Origin of the sequence: Enterococcus sp. 4E1_DIV0656 (assembly GCF_002140695.1) — a bacterium.
Taxonomy (GTDB): Bacteria; Bacillota; Bacilli; order Lactobacillales; family Enterococcaceae; genus Enterococcus_D; species Enterococcus_D entomosocium.
The window spans coordinates 225,305-244,441 of the sequence record NZ_NGLF01000001.1 but is presented as its reverse complement, the minus strand read 5'-3'; the positions used below and the strand labels follow the sequence as shown (position 1 = coordinate 244,441).

At 44.1% G+C, this 19,137-nt stretch carries 20 protein-coding genes; 12 read left to right on the top strand and 8 right to left on the bottom strand.

What is annotated here, in order from left to right; translation table 11 throughout:
- The first annotated feature begins 143 nt into the window (after positions 1-143).
- Positions 144-1,973 (top strand): glucose PTS transporter subunit IIA, encoded by a 1,830-nt coding sequence (locus A5882_RS01125; RefSeq protein WP_008380669.1) that lies wholly within the window; start codon positions 144-146, stop codon positions 1,971-1,973.
- Between the two features lie 53 nt (positions 1,974-2,026).
- Here the strand turns inward: A5882_RS01125 and A5882_RS01120 are convergent, their stop codons facing one another.
- The 3 genes from A5882_RS01120 to A5882_RS01110 all read right to left on the bottom strand — a co-directional run bounded on the left by A5882_RS01120 (position 2,027) and on the right by A5882_RS01110 (position 4,150).
- The gene (locus A5882_RS01120) at positions 2,027-2,797 is read right to left on the bottom strand and encodes an ABC transporter permease (RefSeq protein WP_086297945.1); all 771 of its coding nucleotides are present in this window, start codon (positions 2,795-2,797) and stop codon (positions 2,027-2,029) included.
- A complete protein-coding gene (locus A5882_RS01115; RefSeq protein WP_086297942.1) occupies positions 2,790-3,725 on the bottom strand; it encodes an ABC transporter ATP-binding protein in 936 nt (311 codons plus the stop codon). Before A5882_RS01115 ends, A5882_RS01120 begins: the two co-directional genes overlap by 8 nt.
- 176 nt (positions 3,726-3,901) lie before the next feature.
- Positions 3,902-4,150 (bottom strand): helix-turn-helix domain-containing protein, encoded by a 249-nt coding sequence (locus tag A5882_RS01110; protein ID WP_005234115.1) that lies wholly within the window; start codon positions 4,148-4,150, stop codon positions 3,902-3,904.
- A gap of 193 nt (positions 4,151-4,343) precedes the next feature.
- Here A5882_RS01110 and A5882_RS01105 point away from each other — a divergent pair, with 193 nt between their 5' ends.
- Positions 4,344-4,607 carry a hypothetical protein gene (locus A5882_RS01105; protein WP_005228502.1) on the top strand — a complete coding sequence of 88 codons (264 nt, stop codon included), beginning with the start codon at positions 4,344-4,346 and terminating at the stop codon, positions 4,605-4,607.
- 13 nt (positions 4,608-4,620) lie between these two features.
- Positions 4,621-5,538 carry a LacI family DNA-binding transcriptional regulator gene (locus tag A5882_RS01100; protein WP_086297939.1) on the top strand — a complete coding sequence of 306 codons (918 nt, stop codon included), beginning with the start codon at positions 4,621-4,623 and terminating at the stop codon, positions 5,536-5,538.
- A 60-nt stretch (positions 5,539-5,598) separates the two neighbouring features.
- Here A5882_RS01100 and A5882_RS01095 read toward each other — a convergent pair whose 3' ends face one another.
- Complete coding sequence (locus tag A5882_RS01095; RefSeq protein WP_086297937.1) at positions 5,599-6,372, bottom strand: MerR family transcriptional regulator; 774 nt, start codon at positions 6,370-6,372, stop codon at positions 5,599-5,601.
- A 114-nt stretch (positions 6,373-6,486) separates the two neighbouring features.
- On the opposite strand from A5882_RS01095, the gene A5882_RS01090 reads away from it, so the two are divergent.
- The 5 genes from A5882_RS01090 (at position 6,487) to A5882_RS01070 (ending at position 12,321) form a co-directional block, all read left to right on the top strand.
- Complete coding sequence (locus tag A5882_RS01090; RefSeq protein WP_005234118.1) at positions 6,487-7,368, top strand: HAD-IIB family hydrolase; 882 nt, start codon at positions 6,487-6,489, stop codon at positions 7,366-7,368.
- Positions 7,355-7,711: a DUF1827 family protein gene (locus A5882_RS01085; protein WP_008380681.1), complete on the top strand. Its 357-nt coding sequence runs from the start codon at positions 7,355-7,357 to the stop codon at positions 7,709-7,711. Before A5882_RS01090 ends, A5882_RS01085 begins: the two co-directional genes overlap by 14 nt.
- A gap of 243 nt (positions 7,712-7,954) precedes the next feature.
- Positions 7,955-9,421 carry a nicotinate phosphoribosyltransferase gene (locus A5882_RS01080; RefSeq protein ID WP_005234120.1) on the top strand — a complete coding sequence of 489 codons (1,467 nt, stop codon included), beginning with the start codon at positions 7,955-7,957 and terminating at the stop codon, positions 9,419-9,421.
- 62 nt (positions 9,422-9,483) lie between these two features.
- Complete coding sequence (gene nadE, locus A5882_RS01075) at positions 9,484-10,308, top strand: ammonia-dependent NAD(+) synthetase (protein ID WP_077451952.1); 825 nt, start codon at positions 9,484-9,486, stop codon at positions 10,306-10,308.
- A 192-nt stretch (positions 10,309-10,500) separates the two neighbouring features.
- Positions 10,501-12,321 (top strand): LTA synthase family protein, encoded by a 1,821-nt coding sequence (locus A5882_RS01070; protein ID WP_086297935.1) that lies wholly within the window; start codon positions 10,501-10,503, stop codon positions 12,319-12,321.
- Positions 12,322-12,388: 67 nt separating this feature from the next.
- Here A5882_RS01070 and A5882_RS01065 read toward each other — a convergent pair whose 3' ends face one another.
- Positions 12,389-14,038 carry a DNA mismatch repair protein MutS gene (locus A5882_RS01065; RefSeq protein ID WP_086297932.1) on the bottom strand — a complete coding sequence of 550 codons (1,650 nt, stop codon included), beginning with the start codon at positions 14,036-14,038 and terminating at the stop codon, positions 12,389-12,391.
- A gap of 41 nt (positions 14,039-14,079) precedes the next feature.
- Positions 14,080-14,529, bottom strand: coding sequence for a class Ib ribonucleoside-diphosphate reductase assembly flavoprotein NrdI (nrdI, locus tag A5882_RS01060; RefSeq protein ID WP_005228511.1), 450 nt, complete (start codon positions 14,527-14,529; stop codon positions 14,080-14,082).
- A gap of 135 nt (positions 14,530-14,664) precedes the next feature.
- Here nrdI and A5882_RS01055 point away from each other — a divergent pair, with 135 nt between their 5' ends.
- Positions 14,665-15,042 carry a VOC family protein gene (locus tag A5882_RS01055; protein WP_005234127.1) on the top strand — a complete coding sequence of 126 codons (378 nt, stop codon included), beginning with the start codon at positions 14,665-14,667 and terminating at the stop codon, positions 15,040-15,042.
- Between the two features lie 93 nt (positions 15,043-15,135).
- The gene (locus A5882_RS01050) at positions 15,136-15,702 is read left to right on the top strand and encodes a GNAT family N-acetyltransferase (RefSeq protein WP_005234129.1); all 567 of its coding nucleotides are present in this window, start codon (positions 15,136-15,138) and stop codon (positions 15,700-15,702) included.
- Between the two features lie 4 nt (positions 15,703-15,706).
- Here A5882_RS01050 and A5882_RS01045 read toward each other — a convergent pair whose 3' ends face one another.
- Both A5882_RS01045 and A5882_RS01040 read right to left on the bottom strand, forming a co-directional pair.
- On the bottom strand, positions 15,707-16,228 hold the full coding sequence (locus tag A5882_RS01045) for an LURP-one-related/scramblase family protein (protein WP_005228514.1): 522 nt from the start codon (positions 16,226-16,228) through the stop codon (positions 15,707-15,709).
- A gap of 39 nt (positions 16,229-16,267) precedes the next feature.
- Positions 16,268-17,137, bottom strand: a complete 870-nt coding sequence (locus A5882_RS01040; RefSeq protein ID WP_005234136.1) for a Cof-type HAD-IIB family hydrolase — start codon at positions 17,135-17,137, stop codon at positions 16,268-16,270.
- A gap of 132 nt (positions 17,138-17,269) precedes the next feature.
- On the opposite strand from A5882_RS01040, the gene A5882_RS01035 reads away from it, so the two are divergent.
- Both A5882_RS01035 and pta read left to right on the top strand, forming a co-directional pair.
- A complete protein-coding gene (locus A5882_RS01035) occupies positions 17,270-17,959 on the top strand; it encodes a uracil-DNA glycosylase (RefSeq protein WP_086372331.1) in 690 nt (229 codons plus the stop codon).
- A gap of 141 nt (positions 17,960-18,100) precedes the next feature.
- Positions 18,101-19,084: a phosphate acetyltransferase gene (gene pta / locus A5882_RS01030; RefSeq protein ID WP_008380699.1), complete on the top strand. Its 984-nt coding sequence runs from the start codon at positions 18,101-18,103 to the stop codon at positions 19,082-19,084.
- The last annotated feature ends 53 nt before the right edge of the window (positions 19,085-19,137 follow it).

Below are 19,137 nucleotides of genomic sequence, written 5' to 3'. Positions count from 1 at the left end.
CGTTTTTATTCTGTTTTTATCAAAAAAGGACTGGTTTTACAAGTATGTGTGAGCATGCTACTATGTGTGTGAAAACGGAAACACCTGAAAGGGCGCCCGTCAAAAGGATCAGGACCGTTAGCAAACAACAGGGGGAAAAAAAGATGACCAAAGAAGACATCGTAAAACAGATTATTAAAGATGTTGGCGGATCAGAAAATATCAACAATGCATGGCACTGTATGACTCGCTTGCGTTTTGATTTAAAGGATGAGAAGAAAGTCGACTATGCGGCGTTAGAAAAAACACCCAAAGTCGTAGGAACAAAATATCAAAGCAATCAGCTGCAAGTAGTGATAGGAACGGATGTTGCTGATTATTATGCACCTTTAGCCAAAGAATTAGGTCTTGATGAAGCGAACCAAGGGGGAACATCAGAGAAAAAAGGGGCCGTTTCCTTATTTATGGATACCGTTTCTGGCGTTTTTGGTCCGATCGTTCCAGCTATCGCTGGCGCAGGAATGATCAAAGGATTAATGGCTGGATTGGTGGCTTTGAATGTCATCTCTAATCAAACAGACACCTATTTAGTGATCGACATGATCGCGAGCGGCGTATTTACATTCTTGCCATTTTTTGTTGCTGCCTCAGCCGCTCGGATTTTTAAAACCAATCAATATTTAGCGATCGCAATCGCGGCAACGCTGCAATTTCCAACGATGACCAATGCGGTAGCCGAAGGAAGTATTTCCGCCTTTCGCTTGTTCGGCATACTGCCAGTACCCGTCTTTAACTATGCAGGAACAGTGATTCCCATTATCTTTGCCGTGCTGGCGCTCAGTTATATTTACCGTTGGGTCGATAAACTCTTACCACAAGTGCTGCGTACCGTGTTTACACCGACGATTTCGTTGTTTGTCGCTGGTATCTTGACATTAACGGTCATTGGCCCAATCAGTATCCATCTAGGAAACTTACTGGCTGCTGGCGTGGCTGGTTTATTCACTATCTCGCCTGTCTTAGCAGGAATTGTGGTAGGGGCGATTCGACCAATTGCAATCTTCACGGGATTGCATCATGCCATGACCCCGATCGCTTTGCAAAACTTCGCCAATCAAGGGTATGACATGTTGATGCCAATGATGTTTATGGCAAATATGGCAATCACCGGCGCAACAGCAGCTATTTATTTCAAAGTCAAAACCAAAGAAGAAAAATCGATCATTCTATCTTCGGCTGTTTCGGGCTTGTTAGGGATCACAGAACCTGCGTTATTCGGGATTTTGTCGAAGTATAAAAAAGCCTTCATCGCAGCAACAGTTGGTAGTTCTGTGGCGTCTGCCTTCATCAGTTTCTTCGGTGTTCGGATTTATGGGTACATTCTTTCAAGTATCTTTAGTTTGCCAGCCTATATTGGGGAATACTTTATCTATGCTGTTTTGGGGATCATCTTGGCAATCGGCTTATCCTTTGCAATGAGCTGGTTCTTGGTACCAAATCAAGCAGCCGAAGGCGATCGTTACACCAACGAAGTGGATCTGCATGCCGTGACCCATGGAGAATATGTCCCATTAGAAGATGTACCAGATGAAGTTTTTTCAACGAAAATGATGGGAGAAGGCTATGCCATCGAGTCACAAGATGGGCAAATCTTTGCACCGGTCAGTGGCGAAGTCACCACTGTGTTCCCTTCAAAACATGCCGTCGGGATCAAAACCCAAAACGGCGTTGAAGTTCTTGTGCATATGGGGATCGATACAGTCTCACTTGGCGGACAAGGCTTTGATGTCTTTGTCAAAGCTGGGGAGCAAGTCACTCCGCAAACCAAACTGGCACAAATGGATCTACCTTATATCAAGCAGCAAGGCAAAGAAACCATGGTGATCGTTTTGATCACCAACATGGATCGCGTGCAGCAATTTTCTGGAAGTACTGATTTAGAAGGCAGACACCAAGCCGGTGCATTGCTGGAAAAAGTCGTTTTGAATGCCTAATAAAAGAAAAAAGATGAGCTTCGTTAACGAAGTTCATCTTTTTTTTATTGCAATTAACTACGCAGCCCGCGGCCTTTTTGGATCAAGTACCAGCATACGCTGTATAAGACAACAATGAACAAGACCAAAATACCGAGGGATAGGAAAATTGGGACATCGATGGTGCCTAAAAAGCCGTAGCGGAAACCAGAGATCATATACACGATCGGGTTGACTTTGGAGATCGTTTGCCAAATCGGCGGCAGCATGCTGATGGAGTAAAAGACGCCTCCAAGATAGGTCAATGGTTGTAAAACAAAGGTTGGCACGATGGAAACATCGTCAAAGGATTGGGCGAAGATCCCATTTAGCAACCCTGCTAATGAAAATAAGATGGCGGTCATGACTAGGGTTAAGACAACGATGACCCAAGAATACACATGTAATGGCACGAAGAAAAGGGAAATGATGGTCACCAATGTGCCCACCAAGATACTACGGCCAAGTCCGCCAAAGACAAAGCCCCAAATGATGACGTGAGTAGGAACCGGCGCCACTAAGAGTTCCTCAATGTTTTTTTGAAACTTCTGTGAAAAGAAGGAAGAAGACACATTGGAGTAAGAGCTGGTGATAGTCGACATCATGATCAGCCCAGGAACAATAAATTCCATATAAGAAAAGCCGCCCATTTCGCCGATGCGGCTGCCAATCATTTTCCCAAAGATAATGAAGTATAAGGAAGTAGTGATGACGGGTGGGACGAGGGTCTGCACCCAAATCCGTAGATAGCGGTTGGTCTCTTTGACCGCTAAACTTTTTAAGGCTGTAAAATAAAGACTAAACATGGTTTTCCTCCGCTTCGTGTGCTTCTTCGGTGATTTTCAAAAATAGTTCTTCCAAGCGATTGGATTTGTTGCGCATGGAGAGGACATTGATCCCTTGCTGGCTGAATTGAGCAAAAAGATCGTTGACGCCTTGGTCCCGAGCGACTTCAACGGCAATGGTCTGTTCATCTTCCATTTGGATCGGATACCCATTGATCGTTGGTGCTTGTTTGATCGGTGCGATATCAAAAAGAAAGGTTTCAAATTGCAGTTTTGCCAACAAGGACTTCATGCTGGTGTTTTCGATCAGTTCACCAGATTGGATGATCCCGATGTTGCGACAAAGCATTTCGGCCTCTTCTAAATAATGGGTCGTCAAAATGATCGTTGTGCCGTTTTGGTTCAGCTCCCGCAAAAAGCTCCACATTTCCCGACGCAATTCGATATCGACACCTGCCGTCGGTTCATCCAAAATCAATAGCCGTGGTTCATGCATCAGGGCACGAGCAATCATCAAACGGCGTTTCATCCCGCCCGACAGCATCCGCGCACGAACATTGCGTTTTTCCCACAAATTCGACTGCTTCAAGTATTTTTCGCTGCGCTTGATGGCTTCGTTGCGGGGGACACCATAATACCCAGCTTGATTGACCACGATCTGCTGGACCGTTTCAAAGGGATTGAAATTGAATTCTTGGGGAACCAAACCAATCTGTTGTTTGACTTGGACCAATTCTTTGTCTAAATCGTAGCCGAAGACTTTGACGCTTCCGGAAGATTTATTGACAAGAGAGGTGATAATGCCGATGGTGGTGGACTTTCCAGCGCCGTTAGGGCCTAACAAGGCATAAAAGTCGCCTTCTTCCACCGTCAAATTTATGCCCCGCAACGCTTCAACGCCGGTGGCATAGACTTTGCGTAAATCAGTTAGTTCTAGTGCATTGGTCATGTTTGTTTGAACTCCTTCTATGTATGATGGTTTATTCTATCATTTTTTTTCAAGAAGAACCGCATGATTTGATTTTTTTCATTTGATTAGATAACAATTGTTGCTAATCGATGAAAAGTGGGAAAGAGGCAAAAGAAAAAACGACCATTTGATCGTTTTTTCGATAAAGTCGATTGTTAGCATAAATACCGTTCTGGTCGTTCTGTCTGTCCTAATAAGTAATCGACAGAAACATTATAGAGGGAAGCTGCGTGTAGCAGCGTCAATACATCGGGTAAGCGATCGCCTGCTTCGTATAAGGTGTAATCGGGGTAAGACACATCGAGATGCTGGCATACTTCTTTTGGGCTCAATCCGCGTTCTTCTCTTAAAAACTTGAAGCGGCAACGCAAGGTGTCTAATAAAAAAGCTTCTTCTAATGTCACTTTGCGGTCCTCCTTAAAAAATTGCGCTTCCTTTCGCACTGTTCTCTTTTTATTGTACCAACAAAAGCAAAATATGCGAAGTAATTCACATGAAGGTCGAACGGTTTTTGTTAAAAAGTGAAACAAATGACTTGCTCTGAGACGCGTTTCATACAGTATGCTTGATTTATAAAAAGGAAGGCGGGATGAAAAAATGAATACATACATGAAGAAAAATGGTGCGGAATGTTGTTATGTAACGTTGGCTTTTGATGGACAACAACTGGTATTGACGAAGCCAAAAGGGTTCTTTCAAGAACGATTAGTAGAAATTCCTGTGGATGAGATCAGTCACTTGACGTGTGATGAACACTTCGGGTCTCAGCGGATCGGATTTATTCATCACAACGATTACTATGAATTTTATACATGTGGGCTAAGTGTGATAGACTATATGAAAGAACAATTATTCGTTTAAGGAGCAGTGAGTCATGGCAAACATTCGGGATATTGCACGCTTGACCGGCTATTCGGTCTCAACGGTTTCACGAGTCATTAATAACAATCCGTATGTCAGTGAAGAAAAGCGTCGCAAGATCCTGGCTGTCATGAAAGAGGTCAACTATATTCCAAATTACACCGCGCGGGCATTGAGTGTTGGCAAAACCCAAAATATTGGTGTGATTCTGCCATTTGTCAATCATCCGTACTTCGATCGCTTGTTGAGCGGCATCACGACAGCAGCGTTTGCTCGGGGTTATAAGGTGACGCTTTTAGCCACGAACTATGATCCGCAAGTAGAGGAAGCGTATTTGCAAGAATTTGCGGCGAAAAGCTTTGATGCCTTGATCATTGCCTCGCGGGCGAATCCGATCGAAACCTTATTGCCTTATCGTTCTTACGGTCGCATCGTCTTTTGTGAGAATATCTCGTATTTGACTGACGGTTGCACCTATATTGATCGAGAGGAATCGATCAAAGAAGTCTTTACGTATTTTAAGGAACAAGGTATCCAGAAAATCGGCGTGACATTGGGACGTAGCCGCAAGCTCAGCAGCAATTCAAAAATCACGGTCCGCTTGGCTCATGACTATTTTTCGACTTTTTCCGAAGACTTGATCTTTTGGGATTGTTTGACGGAAGAAGATGGCAAAGAAGCAGCTGCTTATTTTGCAGATAAAGGGGTCGAAGCGATTTTCACCAATGGGGATCATGTTGCTGCTGGGATCCAGTCGCAGGCGCCGGGAGAATGGCTCGTGATTGGACGGGACAATTTATACATCAGCGAGCTGCTACAGCTTTCAACGATCGATCATCACTTGCAAGCTTGCGGGGAGACTGCCGTCCAATTGGCGATAATGGAAAAAAGCGGCAACTATCGCATGCCCTATGAGTTCATCAAACGATAGCATAGACGAAACGATGCGCAAACAAAGCCCCTGAACGGGCAGTGCTTGCGCATCGTTTTTTTAATGGGATTCGGTGTAATGGTCAATGATCTGTTTCAACAGCTGGGCGCTGCCGACGCCCGCTTTTTGATCGTAATAGGCGGTAAAACGCTCGTCTTGAACGTACATTTCCCCTAAAGATCGGTGATATTTTGCTGAGTAAAAGGGTGCTGCTTGTTTGAGCCATGCTTGATGTGCAGCAAAAGCCATTTGGGCTTTGTCAGAAGGTATTCGTTTCCCTTCCTTTTCAATCAATAGCTCTTTTAACAGCTGCAACAAGCGGTTTTCGTTGTCGGTCAGTGCTTGATAATCGACTTGGGTCATCTGCTGCCACTTTTGGTTGCTTTTTTCGATGATCTCCTCACCGTAGGCTTCCCGTAACTCGGCACCGTAGTTTGCTTCGTTTTCACGAATTTTTTGTTCCTTAAAATAACTGAATTTCTCTTGATCGGTCATCGTCTTTTCTCCTTCATAATAATCGATTGTTTGCGCTAAGGTGGTCAAAAGACTGTCCAGGGCTGTTCGCTCTTGTAAAAGCTGTTGGTAATGCTGCAACAAGACCGTTTGGATCGATGCTTGCGGCTCATCCAAGATCCCGCGGATCGTTTCTAATGACAGCCCAAAAGACTTAAAATACAAAATCTGCTGTAGGCGATCGACTTCCTGTCTCCCGTAGATACGGTAACCAGCTGAGTTGGTGCGTTGCGGTTGTAACAACTTGATCTGATCATAATACCGCAGGGTACGGCTGCTGACTCCTGACAGTTTGGCTAAGGCACTGATCGTATATTCCATCGGCTTTTCCCTCCTTACACCTGTATCCTAAAGGTTGACGTAACGACAAAGTCAAGAAAATTTTTTTGCGTTTTTTAAAATGTGCTATAATTATAACAAAGAAAGGAAGATAAGATGCAAATAGTTTTTTCTGATATTGATGGGACGTTTCAAGAAATGGGGCACCCGATTCATGAGATCAATAAAGAAGCCATCCGTTGTTTGCAAGCCCAAGGGGATCACTTTGTGTTTGTCACAGGGCGAGGATTTGAGCTTGTTCAAGATATGATGGCGGAAGAAGGCCTTTCCTGCGATGTGATTTTCGGAAACGGCGCCGGTCTGATGATAAAAGGAGAAGCGCCTGTTTTGACGCATACCTTACCCTATAAGACATTGGCACAAGTGATTGGTATCTTAGAGACAGAAGCGGTTTTTTATTTCTTACATACTGACCATGGCATCATTTCCCCACAAGCGCATTTGTATGAAGCGCAATTTCAAGAAAGCCGTAAGCAGTTACTCGCGGAGTTAGGGGAGCGTGGGCAAATCATCGCTGACTACAAATACGAGTTCTTCTACAACGAATGCCTTCATAAAGACGACGTGTTGCAGTTTATGAAGGAACATCCAGAGATAAAGGTCATCAAAATCGAACTGATGGAAGCGTCAGACGAAAAAAGAGAACGGCTGCGGGCGATGATCCAGTCAGAAACGGCAGCGATTTTTCAATCCTTTGTCCAAACACTGGAAATCGTTGATCCATTGGCGACCAAAGGTGCGGCGATCCGTAGCTTTTTAGAAGCTTTTCCCGCTGCCAAAAGCTACGGGATCGGTGATGGTGAAAATGACCTTGCGATGTTTGAAGCGGTGGATGTTTCTTTGGCTGTAGCAAATGCCAGCCCAGCGATCAAAGCAGTTTGTGATCGAACCATTGAGCGCGCGGAAGACGGCGGTGTTGGCCGCTTTATTTTAACAGAATTAGTTTCGAGAGAGGATGTTGTGCATGAAGTTGATTGAAACCCCAGTAAACCAAAATCTAAATATGGAAACTTTTTACCCGAACATCTCCAAGTATCTATTCGACAAAATAGCGATCAAATACTATAAATTGTATTCGCTTGATCGGACGCAGATTCTCTATGTGGATAGTTTTGATACGATTTCTTTAGTATTGATCAACAATAAAAAGAAAATCAGTCGGGAAGAAGTCGATACAGCGATTCATCGTTTGCTGAAGGTCGATCGCAAAGACGTGACCGTCAATATCAATATTCGTAAAGAAATGGAAGCAAGAGGCATCACCTTTTCTAAACCGAGAAAAGATGTCATTCTTGTTCAATTGCCTGTGAAAGAACACTAGTTGAAAGAAGTTGGGACATGCACGTTGCAAGAGCAATCAAACGTTGAACAAAGGGGCGACCTTATACGAGCGCGCAAATAATGCGCAATAAGTAGGAGGCTGACCCATGCTTTGGAGCAATTTGTTCTCAGATGGATTGCCTTGTACTGGCAAAAGCCCAACTTTTTTTGAAAAAACAAGTTTTTCTGTCTTTTGTGTTTTTTTTGCTATAATGAGAAGAAGTAAGCTAGAGGGAGTAAGAACATGCAGAAATTATTTAAAGATGACAGCTTGACGCTGCACACCGATCTCTACCAAATCAACATGATGCAAACCTATTGGGAGTTAGGCAGAGCCGATCGTAATGCGGTGTTTGAATGCTATTTCCGTGACATGCCTTTTGAAAATGGCTATGCGATCTTTGCCGGTCTGGAACGTTTGATCGATTATTTGAACGATTTATCCTTTTCAGAAACGGATATTGCCTACTTGCGAGAAATCGGCGGCTACCCAGAAGCCTTTTTAGAGTATCTAAAGGAGTTCAAGTTTGCTTGTACCGTTCGTTCAGCGTTAGAAGGCGATTTAGTCTTCAACAATGAACCGATCATTCAAGTAGAAGGGCCGTTGGCACAAGCACAGTTGATCGAAACGGCGTTACTGAATATGGTCAATTTCCAAACCTTGATCGCCACGAAAGCTGCCCGCATCAAATCTGTGATCGGCACGGATCCCTTGTTGGAATTTGGTTCACGTCGGGCACAAGAATTGGATGCAGCCATTTGGGGGACCCGAGCGGCTTATATTGGCGGAGCGGATGCGACGAGTAATGTGCGGGCAGGGAAGATTTTTGGCATCCCAGCCAGCGGAACCCACGCCCATTCCCTCGTGCAATCCTACGGCAATGACTATGATGCATTTATGGCGTATGCCCAAACCCACAAAGATTGCGTATTCTTAGTCGATACCTATGATACCTTGCGTTTAGGTGTGCCAAATGCGATTCGTGTGGCCAAAGAGATGGGGGATAAGATCAATTTCTTAGGTGTGCGGATCGACAGCGGCGATATGGCCTATATCTCGAAAAAAGTCCGTGAACAGTTGGATGAAGCGGGATTCACGGAAGCCAAAGTCTATGCTTCCAATGATCTAGACGAAAATACGATTCTAAGCTTGAAAATGCAAAAGGCGAAAATCGATGTATGGGGTGTCGGCACCAAGCTGATCACCGCTTACGATCAACCGGCATTAGGTGCGGTTTATAAACTGGTTGCCATCGAAAATGAGCAGGGAGAAATGATCGACACCATCAAATTATCCAGCAATGCCGAAAAGGTTTCGACCCCTGGGAAAAAACAAGTCTGGCGGATCACCCGTAAATCGGACGGCAAGTCAGAAGGCGATTATGTCACGCTATGGGAAGAAAATCCGCAAGCAGCAGACGAACTGTTCATGTTCCATCCTGTTCACACTTTTATCAACAAAACAGTGACGAACTTTGATGCGCGACCATTGTTGCAAGATATCTTTGTAGATGGCCAGCAAGTGTATCAAGTACCTGACTTAGAACACGTCAAAGCCTATGCGACGAATTGCTTGGATTCCCTTTGGGATGAGTACAAACGTGACTTGAATCCACAGAAATACCCAGTCGATCTCTCGCAAGAATGCTGGGATCATAAAATGCGCACGATTGAAAAAGTACGCAAACAGACCAATGGCGCGATTTTGTAATCCGCAACTGCGCTGGTCCTAAGATCAGTCAGCTGCTTCAAAAAATAAGAGGAGGCGTTTCTATGACCATGCAACAAGAAATTATCAAAGAATTAGGAGTCTTACCGACCATCGACCCGAAAGAAGAAGTTCGTAAGAGTATTGATTTTTTAAAGGCGTATCTGCAAAAGAATCCGTTCTTGCATACGTTTGTCTTGGGGATCAGTGGTGGACAAGATTCGACGTTAGCTGGCCGGATCGCGCAATTGACGATGGAGGAAATGCGTAGCGAAACCGGGAATCCCAACTATCAGTTCATAGGGGTACGCTTACCTTATGGGGAACAAGCAGATGAAGAAGATGCCAAAAAAGCCATTGAATTTATCAAACCAGATATTGAGCTGCGGGTAAACATCAAAGCCGCCGTCGATGCCCAAGTGCAAGCGGTGGAAGAAGCAGGCTTAGCGGTTTCTGACTTTAATAAAGGCAATATCAAAGCCCGTCAACGGATGATCACACAATATGCCATTGCGGGTGAAAAAGCAGGGGCTGTTCTGGGAACAGATCATGCTGCGGAAAATATCACCGGCTTCTTTACGAAATACGGCGATGGCGGTGCCGATATCTTACCACTGTTTCGTTTGAACAAACGCCAAGGTCGTCAACTCTTGCAATACTTAGGCGCGCCAGAAGCGTTGTATACAAAAGTCCCAACTGCGGACTTGGAAGATGGCAAACCTTTAGTGGCAGATGAAGCAGCTTTAGGAGTGACCTACAACGACATCGATGACTATTTAGAAGGCAAGGAAATTGCGGCTGAAGCCCAACAAACCATTGAAAACTGGTGGAACAAAACGCAACACAAACGCCACTTGCCAGTCACGATTTTTGATGATTTTTGGAAATAAACGAAACCAGTGATTCCGTTCCATTCAGATAGAAAGAAGAGTCTAGGGGGCAAGAAACCTTAGACTCTTTTTTTATGAGGGTTGCTTTCTTTAAAAATAACAAAAGCTTCTTGCCCTGGCTTTACTTTCTTGTCTTGAAAGCATAAAATACGAGGGTACCTAGAACGTGTAGAAAAGGAGGAATGTTCCTTCGTGAAAATAAATAGCCATCCTTATCTGAAGATCGCATTAAAAGGCATCGCCATCGTCCTGTTGATCATTTTCAGTAATTTATATTTGCAATGGTGTCAAAACAATCTTTCCGTTGAATTAGCCTTGAAATTTGCCTTTTCGTGGCATACAGCAAAGTTTTTCTTGGCTTGTGGGGTGCTACTGCTGGTGTATGGGGTGTTTGCCAGTTTGGCAGGTTCAGTACTGATCGGGGGCATCTTTTATAGTGTCGTCATCGGAATCTTAGGGTACGCCAACCATACGAAGATGGTCTATCGCCAAGAACCAATCTATCCTGATGATTTAAAGATGGTCACTCAATTCGACCTTCTACGAACCATGATCGGCAATGGCGCGTTTTTCTTAGCCATCCTCTTTGCTCTGGCGGCGATCGGGGCGATCGGCTGGAGTATCTATCGCAGCCGCAAATTAAACCGGCGTTTACAAGTAATGCGAGGGGCAGTGCTGGTCGTATGCTCGCTTGGCTTAGTCTATGTTTCACACTTCAACGACAGCAACAACCTTCTACGCAAAGCCTACAATCAGACGGCGCTCTGGATTCCGTATTCACAAAAAATGAACTATTACAATACGGGATTTATCGGTGGGTTTTTGTACAACTTGCGGGTAGATGCCATGACGAAGCCTGAGGGGTATTCAAAAGAAGCGATCCAAGCGATTGCGGATACCTACAATGCACAGGCGGCGGAGAAAAACCAAGACCGTGAAAGTGAAGCACCAAATATCGTTTATGTGATGAGTGAGAGCTTTTCCGACCCGAGCCATTTAAATGGCTTGTCGATCACCGGCGATCCGTTGAAAGACTATTACCACGTCGCCGATCAAACCATCAGTGGAAAAATGCTTTCGCAAAATTATGGGGGCGGTACGGCAAACATCGAATTTGAAGCGTTGACTGGTTTTGCCATGGGCCTATTGAATCCGCAAATGACAACGCCTTACACGATGCTAGTGCCGAAATTGACGCAACTGCCATCCTTGGTTTCTTTCTTGGAACAATCAGGGTATACGGCAACGGCGATCCATCCTTACGATACATCAATGTACAAACGCAAGGATGTCTATGGGGTGATGGGGTTTGAACAGTTTATCGATCAAGATACGATGACCTATACCGACAAAATCGAAAATAATCCTTACATCTCTGATGAGGCGGCCTACAAAGAAGTGCTGGCATTGTTGGAAAACGATCAGCAACCGCAATTTGTCCATTTAGTGACGATGCAGACCCATATGCCCTATGCTGGCAAATACGATACGCTGAATTACCAAGCGAGCGGTCCGGGCAATATGGCTTCCTTGGAAAACTACCTACAGGATATCTCTTATAGCAGTACAGCGTTGAAAAACTTTGTGGCTGAATTAGAGCAGCTGGATCGGCGAACGTTGGTCGTCTTTTGGGGCGATCATTTACCAGGCATTTATGCCGATGAAATCAAGGATCAAAATGAAACGGCTGCCCTGCATGAAACCGAGTTTTTGATGGTTGATTCGCAAGGGAATTTTGCACCAGAAGATGTACCAATAACAAGTCCTTTTTATTTTGCACCGAACCTATTAGAAGCCAGTGATCAACCAACCAGCGGATTTTACCAGTTGTTGTTGGCCTTGCAAGATGAGTTGCCGGCTTTTGAACTGGGTCAATATTATCAAGAGGGACAATGGCAGACGACTCTTGCGTTGGATCAAGAAGCCCAAGAAATCTATGATGCCTATAGTTTGATCCAATACGATGTGCTACAAGGAGAGCAATACAGTTTAACGACTGGTTTGTTTGACTAAATAAAACATAAAATAGCGCCCTATCCTGTGACTGACACTGGGATAAGGCGCTTTTTTGTGTGTGAAGTTATAATTCCTGCCATTTGCGGTTTTGATCAAAATTATTGGCGGCGGCATAGGCGTCTTGAACGATCGTTTCAGGGTAGCCCATGACTTTTAAGAGGGCGATCGCGTTGCGGCTCAAGGCAGGACCGGATTTGACCTTGTAATCAAAGGAGATGCCGTCATCTTCCGTGACTTGTTCAGAAAAATGAATGTTGCGGCAATCATTTTTCAAAATTTCAGTCAGCTCAATATCATGGGTAGCGACAAAGGCCAATGATGGGTAGGCTCGCAACCAATGGATGATGCTGGCAGAAGAAGCGATTCGTTCCACCGTATTGGTTCCTTTTAAAATCTCATCAACAAAACAGTAGCAGCGCTGTTTCGTGGCAACGGTATCTAGCAGGCGTTTGATGGATTTGATCTCCGCCACGAAATAGCTGTCGCCTTCAAATAGATCATCTTCGACAGCCATCGAGGTAATGACGTGACCAGGAACCATCGTAAAGGTTTCAGCTACTGCTGTCTGGATCGTTTGTGCCAAAATACAGTTGATGGCGACACTTTTGACATATGTCGATTTGCCTGAGGCATTGGAGCCAGTTACAAGGGTATTGTGGTTCCAAGTGACATCATTCATGACTGCTTCACTCAGAAGGGGATGATACGTACCCGTTGCTTCTACACCTCCGCTTGTTTGGAAGGTCGGTAGGCAAGTGATGGGCATATACGTGCGAAAATTTAAAATGGCGGCTGCGACTTCCAATTTTCCCAGCAAATTCCACAGATCGATGGCTGCTTGTTGGTGTTTGGCCAGAGTAGTGGTGACCGTTTGATAGGAAATAAACGGCAGCATAAAAATGATATTGATGTATTCAAACAACATGTCTCCTTCGCTGCCGTTTTTGGCACGAAACGAGAAAGCGAAACGAGTGATCTTCTTTAATGGTGCCAAGGATTGTTTGATCTCATCTTGGAGGGGCGTGTTGATTTTAGCGATCTGACTGCCACAGGCAATCGTTTGAACCAAATAGCGCATGCTGTTCAGTTCTGTTTCCAGCTTGGCTTTTTTGATAGAGTAATAGATCGTATTGAAAACGACACTAATCAACGTCAACAGGAGGCCTTGGACAATCCCCAGCAGGAGCAGCAAGATGCCGACTAATGGCAGCACACCTAAAAAGACAAAGAACGGCAGAGAACCGATCGATTGCGCCGCTTCATTGGCCAAGTAGGCTTTCGAAAAATTATCATCTTGTTTTCCTAAACGAGCAAACGTATATTGGGATTGTTCGCGTGCGGCACTGTCAGCAGCAAAAAAGTCGATCAATTTGGTCAGCTGTTTGTCCGGCTTGAAGTGGAAATTGCGTAATTGCTGGTACAACGCTTCTGAACCAACACTGGAAAACGTCAGATTAATGGACTCAAACAACGAAAAGCCATCCAAGTCATACCAAGTGATGTCATCGACCTCGCTATCAAAATCGTGAAACTTCTTCTCAGTCAGCCAAGCTTTTTTCAAACTCGCTTCTTTATCAAAGCGGGGCTGACGGGGAAGTTTTCCCCAAGCAAGCCGAACGTAACGGCGTACTTTGTATCGATTCCAGATATCTAGTGCGGTCAAGATGAGAATGCTGGCGAGTATGATCAAAATGACCATCGTTTGTGGTTCCATATGCAAAAGTCCTCCTAATGGCTAATGAATGCTGGCTAAAGCTAAGTGTTGCTGTGGGCAGGATCGATTTCTTTTAAACAAGCATAGATCCGTTCAATATCTTGGGTCGTGCCTCGCAGCTCGAAATCCGCTAAGAACGGAATCGAAAATTGTTCCGCATATTGCTTTGCGGTCAAGCAATATTGATAATTAAAGTTTTTGTTGCCGCTGCCGATCACGCCTAAGCAAAGAGCGGCGTTATTTTCATAGTCAATGTATTCCCGCATGGTTTCTGTGAGGATCTCCTGATCGCCGTTATCGACGCCATTTCCACCTTCTAAATAGGTAGGGACAAAAACCACATAAGGTTCGTCTTCTTGTTCAAAGACACTATTGTCATGAATTTCTTTGGCTTCCCAAGTGCTCGGTGTGTCTTGCTGATCTGCATAGGCCAACAAGCGGTTGACGAATGCACGGGTATTTCCAGAGATTGAAATATAAAGTAGTTTCATTTTTTTATCACCTTCCGCTTTCTAGTATAACAGAAACCATTTATGAAAAGAGGAGAACTTCGGCAGTCTTTTCTAGTAAAATGCAGCCAAAGGCTTTAAACTGAGAGAGGAGTCCAATACAAAGGAGTGGCAATAATGTTTTCAAAAATGCATCATGTGGCGATCATCGCTAGTAATTACCAACAGACCAAAGAGTTTTATGTAGAAAAATTAGGCTTTGAAGTGATTCGTGAACATGCGCGCCCAGAAAAGAAAGATGTAAAAATCGACTTGCGCTTTGGGGAATCAGAAATAGAACTGTTTGTGGTGGAAAACCCACCAGCAAGACCAAGTTTTCCCGAAGCAGCCGGCTTGCGACATTTGGCCTTTGCGGTGGAAAATATTGAAGCAGTCGTAGCGGAGTTAGCCACTAAAGGGATTGTGTGCGAACCGATTCGTTTTGATACCTTCACCAATAAGAAGATGACCTTTTTCCAAGATCCAGACGGCTTGCCGTTGGAATTACATGAATAAACAAGGAAGACTTTGTGTTGATCCTTTGTCGATTCAACTTGGTTTTTCTTGAGAGAATTGTTATTCTATGTATAGAAGCAAGGAGGAAAAAACGTGATAAGATTTGCAAAAGAAGAAGATCGTTTTGTCATGGCTGAACTCGTTTTAGTCATTTTAAAGGACATGGAATTGCCGTTTGTCAAAGAGATCGGAGAAGCCAAGACCTTAGAGATCTTGGCAGATGCCATGCTAGAACCCGATTATCGTTACGGCTTTCGCCGTGCGCTAGTCAATGAGATCGACGGAGAAGTTGCTGGCGTCGCCTTTGGATATCCAGACAAAGAAGAGGCGACGATCGATCAGCCTCTAGATAAAGTGCTGGAACAGTACGGTTTGAGTAAAGACATGAAGCTGTTTATCGATGAAGAGACTTTACCAAATGAATGGTACTTAGATACCATCTGTGTGGCTGAGAAATTTCGGGGCAAAGGCGTCGGCTCAGCCTTGTTAGAAGCATTGCCGAAAATTGCTTCTAGAGATGGTTATGAGGTGATCGGCTTGAGTGTTGACCGAGCAAATCCCCATGCGAAGCGGCTCTATGAAAAGCACGGATTTGAAGTCGTGGCCCAAAGAGAGATCAGTGGCCATCTTTACGACCATATGCAAAAAAGAACCAGCTGATTTTTCAGCTGGTTCCATTTGTTAGTCGAAGCTCAAGAGGATGGTCTTTTTTGCGGTGCCGATTGTACAGCCAGTAATCCATGACGGCCGCAATACAGATGCAGACCGGCGCATCCCGGTCATCGACAACATCCAGTACATAATAATCCCCCGTCAACAAGGTCGCTTTGTCCATCTCCATAATCTTTTTATTGAAATGATGGATCCCATAGCGATGATTATAGATATCGCCGTGGACCGCCCAGTGAAGCTGCTGGATATAGTAGAAATCACCTGGCCAGTTAAAGATTTTTTGCAGTGTACCGACTTTCTCAAAGTCTTTGTAGATCTCAAAGCGTGTACCAAAAGTAAAGCTGATTTGTTTGATACTAGCGACCATTTGCCCATTTAAACGGTAAAGGGAGAGGGCATCGCCCTTGGTTCCCCAACGTCCCACCATCAAAAATAGTGATTTGCCTGTTTCATCTTTGACAATGGTTCGTGTGACTCTGCTAAGTTGCCTATCTTGGATGAAAAATTCTGACATACTTACGCCTCCTCATGTATCCCCAAAAAGCTGCGTGGTTTAAAGATTTTCATCAATTGCCCGAACGATTGCTTTGCCGACACCAGCCTCAATATTGGTGTCCGTCAAATACTTCGCGACTTCTTTTACCTCTAACTCGCCATTTCCCATTGCAAAACTAACGCCTGCCAGTTGCAGCATACTTACATCATTTAAGTTGTCACCGATCGTCATCACTTCCGCCAGTGAGATCATCCGATCTTTGGCGACATGTGCCACTGCGATTCCTTTTTGCGCGTTTCGGTGGTTGATCTCAATATTGTTTTGTCCAGAAGAAGTCACCACTAGATCGCCGTACCCATCGATGATTTTCGTGATAGGACCCAATACCCGGGCACCGTCTTGGTGGAAGCAGATCACTTTCAAAAATTCTAATTCTTCGATCGAAAACAACTCACTGAAATCATCGACATAATTGATCGGTAAAAATTCTAAACGGGCTGCTGTCATAGCAATCGCCATCTTATGGGTTAAATGGGGCATTGCTTCTGCCGTATGGATCGCAAAATTTTCGATCCGACGTGTCTGACTTTCCGAATAGATCCCATTGCTCGTTGAGATCTCAAAATAGATGTCGTTTTCTTTTAGTAGGTCGATCAACGAACGAGTTTGTTCATGGCTGATCGGCACAGTAAATAATGAATTACCCGTTTCGTCATAGACTTGGGCCCCATTCAAAGTGATCATTGCACAGTCGATTCCGGCTTCTTGCAGCGGTGGCAATGCCTCTTTACGGTTACGGCCAGTTGCGACCATAAATTCGATTCCTTTGGATTGGGCATATTTGATTGCTTGGATATTTTCTTCTGAAATCTGCATACTGGCATTTAAAAGCGTACCATCCATATCAGAAGCAATTAATTTGATCATTGTCAGCGTCCTTTCTTAATCGTTTCTACAAATAGTGTACCATAAATCACGGATTTTTTTTCTTTCGAAGAGTAATTCTTGTTTCTAATGGGCGGGATTTGTTATCCTAGAAGAAAACAAAGGAGATTCGCCATGAAACGACTATTGGACAATGATTGGCAAGAGCAATTGCAAGAATCATTTGAGCAACCCTATTACCAACAACTACGGGCTTTCTTGAAACAAGAATATGCCCAGCAAAAGATCCATCCAGCGATGGACCATATTTATGAAGCACTTAAACTGACACCATACCATGACGTAAAAGTTGTCATCTTAGGTCAAGATCCTTATCATGGCCCTCACCAAGCCCACGGACTGTCGTTTTCCGTGCAGCCGGGGGTCAAAATACCGCCTTCCTTACGCAATATTTACAAGGAATTAGCCGATGACTTAGGGATTGCACCTGTGTCCCATGGCTATCTTGTGCCATGGGCGCAGCAAGGGGTCTTATTGTTGAATACCGTATTGACGGTACGTGAGGGACAAGCCTATTCACATCACGGGCATGGCTGGGAGCAGCTGACAGATACGATTATCGAAAAATTGAATCAACTAGAAGAACCGGTCATTTTTGTGCTTTGGGGCAAACCCGCTCAAAAGAAAGCCGCTTTACTAGATACCAGCAAACATATTATTATAACAGCGCCTCATCCAAGTCCGTTGTCGGCACATCGAGGATTCTTTGGTTCAAAGCCTTTTTCTAAGATCAATCAAGCGTTGCTGGCATTAGGGGAAGAACCGATTTCTTGGGCGTTACCAGAAAAAATAACACAGTTGTAAAACTGTGTTATTTAGAACTGATGATTTTGTGAAAAAGGTAACGATATTTAAAATAATCGACTAATACAGGATTTTTATCTGTTCTTTTTTTCGCAGTTATTGTACAATGGAAGGGTATAAAAAAACTGGAGGTCTTTACCCGTGGAATTATTCGAAAGTTTAAAATTTAAAATCGTGCGTCGTCATATCAAAATCGTTTTTCCAGAAGCAACAGATCCTCGTATCTTAGGTGCTGCTAGCCGTCTACGTTCAGAAGAATTGATTGAACCCGTTTTGATCGGTAACCCGGTTGAAATCGAAAAAGCAGCAGAAGCTCGCGGAATCAACGTATCAAACTTTGAAATTTTAGATCCTGAAAATTATGATCGTTGGGATGAAATGGTTGAAGCTTTTGTGGAACGCCGCAACGGCAAAGCAACGAAAGAACAAGCAGAAGAAATCTTAAAAGATGTCAACTATTTCGGTACAATGTTGACTTACATGGGCATTACTGAAGGAATGGTTTCCGGAGCGATCCATTCTACGGGTGATACAGTAAGACCCGCTTTACAAATCATCAAAACAAAACCAGGTGTGAGCCGTACAAGTGGTGCTTTCTTAATGGTTCGTGGTCGTGACCAAGAAAAATACTTGTTCTCAGACTGTGCCATCAATGTAAACCCAAATGCACAAGAACTAGCAGAAATCGCTGTTGACTCAGCGAAAACCGCTGAATTATTTGAAATCGATCCAAAAGTTGCTATGTTAAGCTTCTCAACGAAAGGTTCTGCGAAAGCACCGGAAGTAGATAAAGTCGTTGAAGCAACAAAAATCGCCAAAGAATTGGCACCAGAATATCAAATCGATGGAGAATTGCAATTCGATGCTGCGTATATCTCAGCAGTTGCGCAATTGAAAGCTCCTGAATCTGAAGTAGCAGGTAAAGCAACCGTCTTTGTTTTCCCCGATTTACAATCAGGAAACATTGGCTACAAGATCGCCCAACGTTTCGGTAACTTTGAAGCGATTGGACCAATCTTACAAGGGTTGAACAAACCAATCTCTGATTTGTCCCGTGGTTCAAATGAAGAAGATGTCTACAAATTATCAATCATTACTGCGGCACAAACATTAATGGAAAAATAAGCAGCCAATCGCTGCACTTATGAAAAACTGATCCCTTGAGGGTCAGTTTTTTG

Coding starts and splice junctions, on each gene's coding strand:
- A5882_RS01045 (WP_005228514.1), bottom strand. CDS start 16,228: ATGTCAGAATTTTTCATCCAAGATAGGCAACTTAGCAGAGTCACACGA.
- A5882_RS01065 (WP_086297932.1), bottom strand. CDS start 14,038: ATGGAACCACAAACGATGGTCATTTTGATCATACTCGCCAGCATTCTC.
- A5882_RS01120 (WP_086297945.1), bottom strand. CDS start 2,797: ATGTTTAGTCTTTATTTTACAGCCTTAAAAAGTTTAGCGGTCAAAGAG.
- nrdI (WP_005228511.1), bottom strand. CDS start 14,529: ATGAAACTACTTTATATTTCAATCTCTGGAAATACCCGTGCATTCGTC.
- A5882_RS01105 (WP_005228502.1), top strand. CDS start 4,344: ATGAATACATACATGAAGAAAAATGGTGCGGAATGTTGTTATGTAACG.
- A5882_RS01055 (WP_005234127.1), top strand. CDS start 14,665: ATGTTTTCAAAAATGCATCATGTGGCGATCATCGCTAGTAATTACCAA.
- A5882_RS01085 (WP_008380681.1), top strand. CDS start 7,355: ATGAAGTTGATTGAAACCCCAGTAAACCAAAATCTAAATATGGAAACT.
- A5882_RS01090 (WP_005234118.1), top strand. CDS start 6,487: ATGCAAATAGTTTTTTCTGATATTGATGGGACGTTTCAAGAAATGGGG.
- A5882_RS01035 (WP_086372331.1), top strand. CDS start 17,270: ATGAAACGACTATTGGACAATGATTGGCAAGAGCAATTGCAAGAATCA.
- nadE (WP_077451952.1), top strand. CDS start 9,484: ATGACCATGCAACAAGAAATTATCAAAGAATTAGGAGTCTTACCGACC.
- A5882_RS01100 (WP_086297939.1), top strand. CDS start 4,621: ATGGCAAACATTCGGGATATTGCACGCTTGACCGGCTATTCGGTCTCA.
- A5882_RS01125 (WP_008380669.1), top strand. CDS start 144: ATGACCAAAGAAGACATCGTAAAACAGATTATTAAAGATGTTGGCGGA.
- A5882_RS01080 (WP_005234120.1), top strand. CDS start 7,955: ATGCAGAAATTATTTAAAGATGACAGCTTGACGCTGCACACCGATCTC.
- A5882_RS01040 (WP_005234136.1), bottom strand. CDS start 17,137: ATGATCAAATTAATTGCTTCTGATATGGATGGTACGCTTTTAAATGCC.
- A5882_RS01115 (WP_086297942.1), bottom strand. CDS start 3,725: ATGACCAATGCACTAGAACTAACTGATTTACGCAAAGTCTATGCCACC.
- A5882_RS01095 (WP_086297937.1), bottom strand. CDS start 6,372: ATGGAATATACGATCAGTGCCTTAGCCAAACTGTCAGGAGTCAGCAGC.